Genomic DNA, 11,870 nt, shown 5'->3' on the forward strand with positions numbered 1-11,870 from the left:
CCGCCGTGTCCGAACCGATCTTCGATCTGTCCGATCAGGATTACGACGAGATCGAGGACGCGTTGATGTCCAGTCCGCGCGGTCGTGCCTTTTTGCGCGCCCGTGACCGGCGGAACCGGGTGGTGGCGGTGGACGATGTCCGCCGCCTGATCCGCGATCAGCGTGATCACCCGGAAGTTGATCCCAAATCGCACATCAAGGTTCTGCGGCGTGAGCTGCAGGATCTTTCTTCGCATATCGCGGAGACGCGGCGCGAGATCGCCGCATTGAAGCCCGACGACCCGTCAGCCGACCGCATCATGCGCGCGACGGAGGAGTTGGACGCCATCCTGCAATCCACCGAGCATGCGACAACCGAGATCCTGAACGGTTCGGAGCGTATCCAGTCGGTGGCCGACCGGTTGCGCAAAGATCGCCCTGACCTTGCCCAGACCCTGGACAATGAAGTCACGGAGATCATGACGGCCTGTTCGTTCCAGGACATCACGGGCCAGCGCATGACCAAGGTGGTGAACACCTTGCGTTATATTGAGCGTCGCGTGCATGCCATGATCCAGATCTGGGGTCTGGAGAGTCTCGACGCGGACGAGATGGCGGCGGCCCTTGCCGATGAACCCAAGGATACACGCCCCGACGCGCATCTGATGAACGGCCCTTCCCTGAAAGGTGCCATCAATCAGGATGCGGTCGACATGCTGCTGACCGGTGCTGCTGCGGCCCGCGCCGCTGGCAATGATCCGCTGTCTCCGCAGCCGGTGGCAGCCGCACCAGTCGCACCCCCACCGCCGCCCGCCGCAAAGCCGACTGCCAAGCCGGTGGTGGAAGATGACGCTGCGACCAGCGGCCCTGCCCTGTCGCAGTCCGCTGTGGACGATTTGTTCCCGTAACCGACGGGATCAGCAGTTTTCTGCCCGATCCAGGCTTTTGCGCCAGCGTACCCGCAATGTTGCGGGGCGTTCCGGATAGCGTTCGCCCGTGAACTCCGCCCGGACCACGCGGTCGGTGCGGAAATGCCGGAAGTCGGCCCGCATCTCGCACCAGGCGGCCAGGGTGCGGGCATTGTCGAAATAGGCGATCAGGATGGGCCAGACCGACCGCACCGTTTCCCGCCCCTGCTCATCGCGGTAGGTGAGATAGAGCCGGTGCCCGGCATGGATGGCGGCACGCAGTGCCACCATGTCAATCGTATCCTCAACGGCACGCGGGCGCGGCGGGGCGACACTGGCCGGGCGCTGCACCACGGGGCGAAGATCCTCCGGCACCGCCGCCTCGATCTTGGCCATCAGATCGGCGGCGGCGCGGGCCAGGACGGGATCGCCGTGGCGGGACACCCATTGCGCACCCAGCATCGCCACCTCGATCTCATCCGGTGTCAGCATCAAAGGCGGCATGTCGAACCCGCCCTCCAGCATATAGCCGACCCCGGCCTCTCCCCGGATGGGCACGCGCTGCCCGATCAGGGTGGCGATATCGCGGTAGATGGAGCGTTTGGAGGTTTCCAGCTCCGCCGCGATGGCATCCGCCGTGATCGGACGCGGGGCCCGGCGCAGAATCTGGATGATCTGAAACAACCGGTCCGCACGCCGCATTATGTCATCTCCCTCAGTCGCCGGGCGGGCGCGTCCGCGCCCTTGGCTCACGGCGCATGAGCGCCGGGCTGGCAGTCGCCAGCCTCCAAACCGTCAAGGGTAAACCCTTGGCGGTTTGGTAATCTCTGCCCTTCTGACAGGATGCTGACAGTAGGGTGGCAGCAGGGGTGCTGTAAACCATCCCCATCACAGCAACCGACGCGACGATGGAGCACCCCGATGATCACGCTGCACGCTTTCGGCCCCGCCTTCGGCCTTCCCGAACCCAGCCCCTATGTCACCAAGACGGAAGTGCAGCTGCACATGGCCGGGCTGGCTTTTGAGAAGGTGAAGGGCGATCTGGAGAAGACACCCAAGCACAAGCTGCCGATCATTGAGGATGATGGCGTGATCGTCGCCGACAGCACCTTCATCCGCGCCCATATCGAGCGCACGCGCGGCATCGACCTGGATGAAGGCCTGACAGTGCGGCAGCGGGCGGAGGCCTGGGCCATCGAGCGCATGCTGGAGGATCATTTCTGCTGGGCACTGGTTCATGAGCGCTGGATGGATGAGGGCAATTTCCAGAAGGGCCCGGCCCAGTTCTTCCAGGCCGCCCCCGACCATCTGCGCGCGGCCATCATCAAGGATGTACGGGAGCGGGTGGCCGCCAACATGCACGCCCACGGCATCGGCCGGCACAGCGATGCCGAACGGCTGGAACTGGCCAACCGGTCATTGGCGGCGCTGGCGGCCCTGCTGGGTGACAAGCCATTCCTGATGGGCGACCGGCCCACCGGCGTGGACGCCTTTGCCTTTGCGGTCCTGGCCGGTGCCCTGGCACCGCTGTTCGACACGCCGCTGCGCAGTACCGTGGAGGCGCACGGCGCCTTCACGCCCTATGTGCAGCGCATGGCGGCGCGGTTCTATCCCGATCATGCCTGGTGGTGGGGGCGGGTCCAGCAGGCGGCGGCCTGATCAATCCCCGTCCCGGACCCGCCGCCATTTCACGACGTTGCGGTTATGCTCTTCCAGTGTTTCGGCAAAGGCGTGCCCGCCGGTACCGTCGGCCACGAAGTAGATATATTTGTGCGCTTCCGGTTTCAGCACGGCCTGCAAGGACAGCAGGCCGGGATTGGCGATGGGGCCGGGGGGCAGGCCCGCAACGACATAGGTGTTGTAGGGGCTTTCCAGCTTCCAGTCGGCGCGGGTCAGGTCACGGTCGATCTGCCCGCGCCGGTCCGACAGGGCATAGATGATGGTTGGGTCGGATTGCAGGCGCATGCCGATGCGCAGACGGTTCACGAACACGCCCGCCACGCGGGGCCGCTCGGACGCCACACCCGTCTCCTTCTCCACGATGGAGGCCAGGATGACAGCATCCTGCTTGGATTTCAGGGGAAGGTTGGGGTCACGGTCGGCCCAGAGCCGGTCCAGCGCCTTTTCCATGTCATCCGACATGCGCGACAGGATGTCGGCGCGGGCATCATCGCGCAGATATTGATAGGTTTCAGGCAGAAGGGTGCCGTCGGCGGGTATGTCGGTGACATCACCCGACAGGGCCTGTTCGCTGCGCAGCCGTTCCACGATCTGCCAGCTGGTCAGGCCTTCCGGCACCGTCACGCGGTGGACGATGACCTTGCCGGAGATGATCAGGTCCAGCGCATCCTTCACGCTGATCCCCGCCGGAAACAGATACTCCCCTGCCCGCAGCTTGGGGCCATCACCTCGCAGGCGTGAGGCGATGACGAGTTCCAGAGGATGTCCGACCACGCCCGCATCGACCAGACGCTGGGCAATACCCTGCACGCCCGTGCCGCGCGGAATGACCACCGGTGTGTCGGTGGTCAGCGGACCCGGCTCCACATAGCGCTGCCAGCCCAGCCAAACGCCACCGGCACAAGCCGCCGCAAGGATAAAAAGCGACGCCGCCGTCGGCAGAAGCCAACGGCGGCGCGGTTTTGTCTGGTTTTCCGGCGTCTCGCTCACGCTGGTGATCAGGACACGGCCTTGAACACCAGCGAGGCGTTGGTGCCGCCAAAGCCGAAGCTATTGGACAGGGCGGCACGGACCTTGCGTTCCTTTGCCACCTTCGGCACCAGATCGGCGCCCTCCGTGCCATCGTCCGGGTTCTCCAGGTTCAGGGTCGGGGGAACGATCTGATCGCGGATCGACAGGACGGAATAAATGGCTTCCACCGCACCGGCGGCACCCAGCAGGTGACCGATGGCCGACTTGGTCGAAGACATGGAGGCACCGGCCAGATCATGGCCGAACAGGCGCTTCACAGCCCCCAGTTCGATCATGTCGCCCAGCGGCGTGGAGGTGCCGTGCGCGTTGATATAGTCGATGTCACCGGGGTTCAGGCCAGCCCGCTTCATGGCCATGCGCATGGAGCGGAAACCGCCATTGCCATCTTCCGACGGCGAGGTGATGTGATAGGCATCGCCCGACAGGCCATATCCGATCACTTCGGCGTAAATCTTGGCCCCACGCTTCTTGGCGTGCTCCAACTCTTCCAGAACCACGACACCGGCCCCTTCACCCATGACGAAGCCGTCACGGCCCTTATCATAGGGGCGGCTGCCGCATTCGGGCGTGTCGTTGAAGCCGGTCGACAGCGCACGGGCGGCGGCAAAGCCGGCAATGCCCAGGCGCGAGCAGGCCCCTTCGGCACCACCGGCAACCATCACGTCGGCATCGTCCAGCGCGATCATGCGCGCGGCATCGCCGATGGAATGGGCACCCGTGGAGCAGGCCGTGACCACAGCGTGGTTCGGGCCCTTGTAGCCATGGTTGATGGAGATATGGCCCGACGCCAGATTGATCAGGCAGGACGGGATGAAGAAGGGCGAAACGCGGCGGGGCCCCTTTTCGGCCAGCACCAGCGACGTTTCATAAATGCCGGGCAGGCCACCGATACCGGAGCCCACGGATACGCCCGTGCGTTCGAATTCCTCGTCATTGGACGGCTTCCAACCACTGTCCTTGATGGCTTCCTCTGCCGCCGCGATGGCGAACATGATGAAGTCATCCATCTTCTTCTGTTCCTTGGGCGGAATGAAGAGATCGAGGTTCAGGGTGCTGTCGCTGCCGTCACCGCGCGGCACCTGGCCTGCGATGCGACAGGGAAGATCGGAGACATCGAAGCCCTGGATGGTGCGAATGCCCGACTGACCTTTGATCAGCCGATCCCAGTTGGTTTCCACCCCGACCCCGAGCGGAGTCACGAGACCCATACCGGTGATGACGACGCGGCGCATGTATCCGACCTTAATAAGTGAAGACGAAAACGGGCACGGCCAAGGCCGCCACCCGGATAGACATGGTGCAGAGCAAGGGGGATTGCCAGGACCGGGGACGGCCACGCATGGCCGCCCCCCGCCCTTGTCCCACCTTCGCTATCAGTCCTTGGCGGCGCTGATGAAGGAAATGGCGTCCTTGACGGTCAGGATCTTCTCAGCGGCGTCGTCCGGGATCTCGATGCCGAATTCTTCCTCGAAGGCCATGACCAGTTCGACGGTGTCCAGGCTGTCGGCGCCCAGATCGTCAATGAAGCTGGCCTCGTCGGTGACCTTGGCCTCGTCGACGCCCAGATGCTCGACAACGATCTTCTTCACGCGTTCAGCAACATCGCTCATTTATTTGACCTTTCAGGATCTTCCGGTGGGACCGGCCGGGGCCGGTTGTTAAGGGCCATCGCGGGAAACGAACAAGCAGTCTCCTTGCCCGGCCCGCGACGCCGGTCAGGAAAGAGCCGTCATCTAACATGAACGGCGGCCCCTGACCAGCATTCGCAGCAAGTGGTGCCGAGGGAGCCCTTTCGAAAGCCCCCAACCGGCACCACCCGCATCAGATCATCGCCATGCCGCCATTCACATGCAGCGTCTGGCCCGTGACATAAGAGGACTCGTTGGAGGCCAGATACAGCACGGCGGCGGCGATATCGTCGGGGGTGCCCAGACGGCCAGCCGGGATACGGCTGTTCATCGCTTCCTTCTGGGCATCGTTCAGGACATCGGTCATGGCGGTGGCGATCATGCCGGGCGCTACCGTATTCACGGTGATGCCGCGCGTCGCCACTTCATGGGCCAGCGCCTTGGACATACCGATCATGCCGGCCTTGGAGGCAGCATAATTCACCTGACCGGGATTGCCGGTGACACCGACCACTGAGGTGATGCCGATGATGCGGCCCCAGCGGCGCTTCATCATGCCCTTCACGGCGGCGCGCGACAGGCGGAAGCCGGCAGTCAGGTTGACATTGATGACACTGTCCCAGTCGTCGTCCTTCATGCGAAGAATCAGACCATCGCGCGTCAGGCCGGCATTGTTGACCAGGATGTCGATTGTGCCGCCCAGTGCCGCCTCGGCCTTCTTGAACAGTTCCTCCACCTGTGCCGGATCGGACAGGTTGGCGGGCACCACGACGGCATTCCCACCCAGTTCGGCGGCCAGCGCGTCCAGCGCCTCCACCTTGGTGCCGTGCAGGGCAACCTTGGCGCCCTTGGCATGCAGGGTGCGGGCGATGGCGGCACCAATGCCGCCCGATGCACCCGTGACCAGGGCCGTCTTGCCGCTAAGGTCGAACATGGAAAACCTCCAGATATGAAAAGCGGATCAGGCCAGGGAGAACGCGTCGATATCGGCGGGCAGACCGACGGAACTGGCGACCAGTTCCTTGTCGATGCGCTTGGCCAGACCGGCCAGAACCTTGCCGGCGCCCAGTTCCACCAGTTCCGTGACGCCCTGTTCCTTCATGAACAGCACGCTTTCGCGCCAACGCACAGCACCCGTGACCTGTTCCACCAGCAGGCGGCGGATCGTCTCCGGGTCGGTGACGGCGGACGCGATGACATTGGCGACCAGCGGGGCCACCGGCGACACGATGGCGGTGCCGGCCAGTGCCTCTGCCATGGCATCGGCGGCGGGCTGCATCAGCGGGCAATGGAAGGGGGCGGACACAGGCAGCAGCATGGCGCGCTTGAACCCGCGTTCCGCCGCGATCTTGATGGCGCGTTCGACAGCCTCTTTGTGGCCCGAAACCACCACCTGACCGGGGGCATTGTCGTTGGCGGCGGTACAGACCTGACCCTGGGCCGCTTCGGCCGCGATCTCGCGGGCGGCGTCCAGGTCGGCGCCCAGGATGGCGGCCATGGCACCGACGCCCACCGGTACCGCCTTCTGCATCGAACGTCCCCGCAGCTTCAGCAAGCGGGCCGTGTCGGCCAGGCTGATGGCGCCGGCGGCACACAGGGCCGAATATTCACCCAGGCTGTGGCCCGCAACAAAGGCGGCCTTGGACAGATCCAGACCCTTCTCCGCCTGCAACACCCGGGTGACGGCGACCGACACCGCCATCAAGGCCGGCTGGGCATTCTCCGTCAGGGTCAGGTCGTCACCGGGCCCGTCGAACATCAGGGCCGAGAGCTTCTGGCCCAAGGCCTCATCCACTTCGGCAAAGGTATCGCGGGCGATGGCGAACCGCTCGGCCAGCTCACGGCCCATGCCGACGGCCTGGCTGCCCTGACCGGGAAAGACGAAAGCGCGGGTCATAGATAGATCCTGCAATAAATCATGTGCGGCCTTGATACAGCGGCAAATGGCCCTGTCAAGCCATCCGGTCCCGCAGAACAGGCGCAGAAGCCCGTAACGATTACGGAAGGTGACACTAAGCCGATGGAAATACTGACAGCGCCGGACCATATCCACTTCGCGCTGTTGTTTGCACCATTGGCCCTTTCCCTATGCTGGAATGCGGTTCTGGATGGTACCGCTCGACTCCATGAGTGTCCTTTGCGGCGAGAGGCAATGGGCCTACACTATCAACCAACCACAAGTCGGGACCCGCCCCATGGCAAGCCCGCGTCGTCGCCCTCTCCTGTTGCTGCCCATCCTGGCGCTGTCGCTGGCCCTGGCCTGTATCTGGATGCCCGCAAAGGCCCTGGATGAGGAGATCGGACCGGCAGGGGCGCCGCGCATTACCCTGATGGTGCCGCTGACCCCGCTGCTGGTGGATGAACATCAGGAATTGCTGCCGCCGGTGCGCCGCTGGCTGACCCATGTCGCGGACCGCAGCGGCATGCGGATACGCATGCAGCCCGGCAGTTTCGACCGGCGTCTGGCGGAAATCACCCGATATCCCGACAGTTGCACCCTGGGCATGGCGCGCCTTCCGGAGCGGGAAAAGCTGACAAACTGGCTGAGCGTGATCCGCCGTGACCGGGTGATCTTCATCGCGCAGAGCGGTGATCCGTTCCAGGGCGGGATGGCCGACCTGCTGCGGGAGGCCGACAACCGCATCGCCGCACCATCCGGCCTTTACCGCCCCATTCTGGAAAAGCAGGGTGTGCGTTACGCGCCGGTGGACGATCAGCGTGCGCTGGCCCGGATGGTGGCACTGGGCCGCATCCGATTTGGCATCGTCCTGGCCGGCACATTGGAGTCGCCCGACATCCGACCGTTGGGGCTGCGCACCCTCGCGGAAATGGAGCCGCTGGAATATTGGTTCACCTGCAGCCGCGAACTGCCGGCCAGCCTGACCCTTCGTCTTGCCCAGGTGCTGCGGGGGACGGAGGCGGAGGCGCTGCGCCGGGTGGCCCTTGGCGATGCGCAGCAGCCCAGCCAAGAGGCACCGTTCAACAATGACGGACCGCCCACACAGTAGCCACGACGCTGGGACAAGCGGTCTTTGCCGGCAACCGCAGGTGACGTATAGTGGCGGCCTATCGTTCAACGGGGTGCTGCATGGCGACCCTTAACCGCATCGTCCGGTTCCTGTGCGTCGGCATCGTCATGCTGGTGGCGCCCGTGTGTGCGGTGGCCGGTGAAATCGCCGATTATGGCGCCGACGACGATCCCCCGGTGTCCGTGATGATCTCCATCGCGCCAACCACAGTGGACGCAATGGGCACACCCCGCCCCGCCCTGGGCCGTTGGCTGGCCCATATCGCGGAGAAGGCGCGAATCCATCTGTCGCTGCGGGCGCTGACCAATGACCAGCGACTGGACGAGGTGATGCGGCAGCCTGACGGATGCTCGCTTGGCTATGCACGGCTGCCCGTCCGGGAAAAGGATGTGCATTGGCTGATAGAGGTGAAGCGGGACCGGATGGTGTTCGTGGGACGGCAGGATGACCTGTTCGGCGGTAACCTTTCCGACTTTCTGCGGCTGGCGGATGGCAAGCTGGGGGCGCCCAGCGGCATCTACCGTACCGTCCTGGAGAACCGGAACATCCGGCATATTGCCGTCGACGACCAGCGGCAGTTGGCCCATATGGTGGTGGATGGCACGCTGCGTTTCGGGATGCTGATCGGTGGTTCGATGAACACGCCGGAGATCAAGGCCCTGCCCCTGCGTATCGTGGCCGAACTGCCGGAACTGGGTTTCTGGTTCGCCTGTTCACAGGCCATGCCGCAGCCCGTGGTTACCCGCATCGCGCAGACGCTGAAGACACCGGCGTCACAGCAGCTTCACCGCGAGGCGTTGAGCAATCTGCTGCCAGGCATGGCGGCAAGCCTTTAGCACCCCATGCGGCGGGGTCACCCCGCCCATGCCGGGCCTTGGCCGCACCGGGCCTTGCGTGTGGCCGCCCATTCTGTATAGTGCGCGCCTTCCGAAACCCCGCCGGTGCTTTGCCAAGGCGCCGGCTAGGACCGTGCGGCTGATCCAGAACCTGTTCTGGCCACAGCGGCGGACCATCAATAGCCATGGGGAGTTATATGGCACTGTATGAAACCATCCTGATTTTCCGTCAGGACATCTCCTCGACTCAGGTTGAAACCCTGACCGAGACCTTCAGCAACATCCTGAAGGAACAGGGCGGCTCCGTCGTCAAGACCGAGCAGTGGGGTCTGAAGACCCTGACCTACCGGATCAAGAAGAACCGCAAGGGTCATTACGTCTATCTCGGCCTGGACGCCACTGCGGCGGCCGTTGCCGAAATGGAGCGTAACCTGTCGATCAACGAAGACGTGCTGCGCGTCATGACCGTCAAGGTCGAGAAGATCGAAGAAGGCCAGACCGCCATGCTCGCCAACAAGGGCGAGCGCGCGGAGCGTGGCCCCCGCGGTGGCTTCGGCGACCGTGGCCCGCGTCGTGAATTCGGCGACCGTGGTCCGCGCGAGGGCGGCTTCAGCCGTGGCCCGCGTCGTGACGCCGCCGTTGAAGGTGAAGGAGATCGCGCATGACCACCGAACGTCCCCAGGGCGCTCCCACGGGTGGCGCTCCCCGCTCCGGCGGTGGCCGTCGTCCGTTCTTCCGTCGCCGGAAGACCTGCCCGTTCTCCGGCCCGAACGCGCCGGTGATCGATTACAAGGACATCAAGCTGCTGTCCCGGTTCATCTCCGAGCGTGGCAAGATCGTCCCGTCCCGTATCACCGCCGTTTCGGCGAAGAAGCAGCGTGAGCTGGCCCGTGCTATCAAGCGCGCCCGCTTCCTGGCTCTTCTGCCCTACGTCGTCAAGTAAGCCAGGAGAAAAGACATGGACGTCATTCTGCTGGAACGCGTCGAAAAGCTGGGTCAGCTTGGTCAGGTGGTCAAGGTGAAGCCGGGCTATGCCCGTAACTTCCTGCTGCCGAAGAAGAAGGCCCTCCGTGCAACCAAGGAAAACCTCGCCTATTTCGAAGGCCAGAAGGCGCAGATCGAAGCGCGCAATCTGGAACTGAAGAAAGAAGCCGAGGTTGTGGCCAAGAAGGTCGATGGCGTTGCCGTCGTCGTCGTTCGTCAGGCCGCCGAGTCCGGCGTGCTGTACGGTTCGGTCAGCTCGCGCGATATCGCCGAGGCCGTGACCGCAACCGGCACCACGATCGCTCGCGCTCAGGTCGCCATTGCCGATCCGATCAAGACCCTGGGCCTGTTCAAGGTCAAGGTTGTCCTGCACCCGGAAGTGGCCGTGAGCGTCACCGTGAACGTGGCTCGTTCGGTCGAAGAAGCCGCCGTCCAGGCCGCCCGTGGTGGTATGGTCGTCGGTAACGACCAGGACGAGGACGAAGACGAGACGGTCGAAGAGACCGAAGCCACCGAGGAGACCGAGGCCTGATCAAGGCCCCGGACGCCGGATGGAAACATCCGGCACTCCAGGTAGCGATAGAGGGCGGTTCCTTTCGGGGGACCGCCCTTTTTCTTTTGGCCAGGGTGGTGGCCGATTTAGCCCCGCCGGAACAAAGGCAGACTGGTCGGCAATCAGGATATCCGTGATAGGAAGATCATGATGGCTTGGATCATGATGATCGGCATCTTTTGACAGTATCGATAAATCCTGACCTTGATCCTACAGGCTGGAGTGAACCTCGCGTGCCATTTCCCCTGCCCGTGTCGCCAACCGGTCCGATCCATCTCTGCGCCATTGTCCGGGACGAAGCTGACAGTCTGGCGGAATGGGTTGCCTATCACCACCTGATCGGTGTTGAGCATTTTTACATTTACAATAATGACAGCCGTGATGGCACAACGGCGCTGCTGGACCGGCTGGCTGCCGCCGGCCTTGTCACCCATATCGATTGGCCCGACCGCCCGCCGCCCCAGTGGCTGAGCTATGGCGGCATGCTGCGGCTGCTGGATGCGGTTCCTGATCCGCGCACGGCGTCATGGGGCAGCCTTGGCGCGCTCGGCCCCCAAATCAGCGCCTATAATGACGCCTTGTCCCGGTTTGGTGACCGGGCGGACTGGATGCTGTTCATCGATGCCGATGAATTCCTGCTGCTACCCGAAGATGGTCACCTCACCCGGTTTCTGGATCGCTTCCCCAGCCCGGATATCGGGGCCATCGGTCTCCACTGGCGCTATTTCGGGTCAGCGGGGCAGATTGAGCCGGATGGACGGCTGGTGATTGAACGTTTTACCCGCTGCGCAGAAGCGGCGTTTCCCGGTCATGCCCATATCAAGACCTTAGCGCGCACGGTCGCCCTGGACAGGATGGCCGTTCATGCCGGACTGTTACGGCCTGGGTACAGCTACGTGAATGATTGTGGGATTGCGTTCACCCCCCGGAACTTGGCCTTCAGCGACCCGATCTCCCATCGATACAGTCAGCTCAACCACTATTCAGTAAAGTCCCGGACCGAGTTTGAGCGCAAACGCGCCAAGGGCAACGCAACGCTGGGCAGCCGCCATCCCCAGGGGGCGATTGAAGCCGAGTATTTCAAGCGTCAAGACCTGAATGACGCTGAGGATCGGCGATTGACCATGTGGGCGGCGACCGTGCGCGATCATGCGGCCCGGCTGCTCTCCGACCCACGCTGAAGATACCCACAGCTTATCCACAGGTTTCATCCCCAGCCAATAGGGCCGCGTACCCGCCTG

General features: G+C 63.9%; 14 protein-coding genes. 8 read left to right on the plus strand and 6 right to left on the minus strand.

The window, feature by feature from the left end:
* Positions 1-5: 5 nt before the first annotated feature.
* On the plus strand, positions 6-887 hold the full coding sequence (locus ACODSP_RS08075; protein WP_488965103.1) for a protein phosphatase CheZ: 882 nt from the start codon (positions 6-8) through the stop codon (positions 885-887).
* Between the two features lie 9 nt (positions 888-896).
* Here the strand turns inward: ACODSP_RS08075 and ACODSP_RS08080 are convergent, their stop codons facing one another.
* Positions 897-1,589, minus strand: coding sequence for a helix-turn-helix transcriptional regulator (locus ACODSP_RS08080; protein ID WP_488965104.1), 693 nt, complete (start codon positions 1,587-1,589; stop codon positions 897-899).
* Positions 1,590-1,808: 219 nt separating this feature from the next.
* Here ACODSP_RS08080 and ACODSP_RS08085 point away from each other — a divergent pair, with 219 nt between their 5' ends.
* Positions 1,809-2,546, plus strand: a complete 738-nt coding sequence (locus ACODSP_RS08085; RefSeq protein ID WP_488965105.1) for a glutathione S-transferase family protein — start codon at positions 1,809-1,811, stop codon at positions 2,544-2,546.
* On the opposite strand, the gene mltG is transcribed toward ACODSP_RS08085, so the two are convergent.
* The 5 genes from mltG to fabD all read right to left on the minus strand — a co-directional run bounded on the left by mltG (position 2,547) and on the right by fabD (position 7,124).
* A complete protein-coding gene (gene mltG, locus ACODSP_RS08090) occupies positions 2,547-3,557 on the minus strand; it encodes an endolytic transglycosylase MltG (RefSeq protein ID WP_488965106.1) in 1,011 nt (336 codons plus the stop codon).
* Positions 3,558-3,565: 8 nt separating this feature from the next.
* Positions 3,566-4,831: a beta-ketoacyl-ACP synthase II gene (fabF, locus tag ACODSP_RS08095; protein ID WP_488965107.1), complete on the minus strand. Its 1,266-nt coding sequence runs from the start codon at positions 4,829-4,831 to the stop codon at positions 3,566-3,568.
* 141 nt (positions 4,832-4,972) lie between these two features.
* Positions 4,973-5,209, minus strand: coding sequence for an acyl carrier protein (locus tag ACODSP_RS08100; protein ID WP_102111039.1), 237 nt, complete (start codon positions 5,207-5,209; stop codon positions 4,973-4,975).
* A 211-nt stretch (positions 5,210-5,420) separates the two neighbouring features.
* Positions 5,421-6,161: a 3-oxoacyl-[acyl-carrier-protein] reductase gene (fabG, locus tag ACODSP_RS08105; RefSeq protein WP_488965108.1), complete on the minus strand. Its 741-nt coding sequence runs from the start codon at positions 6,159-6,161 to the stop codon at positions 5,421-5,423.
* A 27-nt stretch (positions 6,162-6,188) separates the two neighbouring features.
* Complete coding sequence (gene fabD / locus ACODSP_RS08110; protein WP_488965109.1) at positions 6,189-7,124, minus strand: ACP S-malonyltransferase; 936 nt, start codon at positions 7,122-7,124, stop codon at positions 6,189-6,191.
* A 298-nt stretch (positions 7,125-7,422) separates the two neighbouring features.
* Between fabD and ACODSP_RS08115 the strand changes: the two genes are divergently transcribed.
* From ACODSP_RS08115 to ACODSP_RS08140, 6 genes are all read left to right on the plus strand, one after another.
* A complete protein-coding gene (locus tag ACODSP_RS08115) occupies positions 7,423-8,235 on the plus strand; it encodes a hypothetical protein (protein ID WP_488965110.1) in 813 nt (270 codons plus the stop codon).
* 80 nt (positions 8,236-8,315) lie between these two features.
* Positions 8,316-9,092, plus strand: a complete 777-nt coding sequence (locus tag ACODSP_RS08120) for a hypothetical protein (RefSeq protein WP_488965111.1) — start codon at positions 8,316-8,318, stop codon at positions 9,090-9,092.
* A gap of 197 nt (positions 9,093-9,289) precedes the next feature.
* Entirely contained in the window at positions 9,290-9,757 is a 468-nt protein-coding gene (gene rpsF, locus ACODSP_RS08125; RefSeq protein ID WP_488965112.1) for a 30S ribosomal protein S6, read from the plus strand.
* Positions 9,754-10,035, plus strand: coding sequence for a 30S ribosomal protein S18 (gene rpsR / locus ACODSP_RS08130; RefSeq protein WP_054169616.1), 282 nt, complete (start codon positions 9,754-9,756; stop codon positions 10,033-10,035). Before rpsF ends, rpsR begins: the two co-directional genes overlap by 4 nt.
* A 15-nt stretch (positions 10,036-10,050) precedes the next feature.
* Positions 10,051-10,608 carry a 50S ribosomal protein L9 gene (gene rplI / locus ACODSP_RS08135; RefSeq protein WP_488965113.1) on the plus strand — a complete coding sequence of 186 codons (558 nt, stop codon included), beginning with the start codon at positions 10,051-10,053 and terminating at the stop codon, positions 10,606-10,608.
* A 254-nt stretch (positions 10,609-10,862) separates the two neighbouring features.
* The gene (locus ACODSP_RS08140) at positions 10,863-11,810 is read left to right on the plus strand and encodes a glycosyltransferase family 92 protein (RefSeq protein WP_488965114.1); all 948 of its coding nucleotides are present in this window, start codon (positions 10,863-10,865) and stop codon (positions 11,808-11,810) included.
* Positions 11,811-11,870 lie beyond the last annotated feature (60 nt).

This window comes from Niveispirillum sp. FG156 (assembly GCF_057809555.1).

Excerpts from the sequence above, each read along its gene's own strand:
- ACODSP_RS08080 (WP_488965104.1), bottom strand. The coding sequence starts at position 1,589 with ATGCGGCGTGCGGACCGGTTGTTTCAGATCATCCAGATTCTGCGCCGG.
- ACODSP_RS08085 (WP_488965105.1), top strand. The coding sequence starts at position 1,809 with ATGATCACGCTGCACGCTTTCGGCCCCGCCTTCGGCCTTCCCGAACCC.
- fabF (WP_488965107.1), bottom strand. The coding sequence starts at position 4,831 with ATGCGCCGCGTCGTCATCACCGGTATGGGTCTCGTGACTCCGCTCGGG.
- ACODSP_RS08100 (WP_102111039.1), bottom strand. The coding sequence starts at position 5,209 with ATGAGCGATGTTGCTGAACGCGTGAAGAAGATCGTTGTCGAGCATCTG.
- fabG (WP_488965108.1), bottom strand. The coding sequence starts at position 6,161 with ATGTTCGACCTTAGCGGCAAGACGGCCCTGGTCACGGGTGCATCGGGC.
- fabD (WP_488965109.1), bottom strand. The coding sequence starts at position 7,124 with ATGACCCGCGCTTTCGTCTTTCCCGGTCAGGGCAGCCAGGCCGTCGGC.
- ACODSP_RS08115 (WP_488965110.1), top strand. The coding sequence starts at position 7,423 with ATGGCAAGCCCGCGTCGTCGCCCTCTCCTGTTGCTGCCCATCCTGGCG.
- ACODSP_RS08120 (WP_488965111.1), top strand. The coding sequence starts at position 8,316 with ATGGCGACCCTTAACCGCATCGTCCGGTTCCTGTGCGTCGGCATCGTC.
- rpsF (WP_488965112.1), top strand. The coding sequence starts at position 9,290 with ATGGCACTGTATGAAACCATCCTGATTTTCCGTCAGGACATCTCCTCG.
- rpsR (WP_054169616.1), top strand. The coding sequence starts at position 9,754 with ATGACCACCGAACGTCCCCAGGGCGCTCCCACGGGTGGCGCTCCCCGC.
- rplI (WP_488965113.1), top strand. The coding sequence starts at position 10,051 with ATGGACGTCATTCTGCTGGAACGCGTCGAAAAGCTGGGTCAGCTTGGT.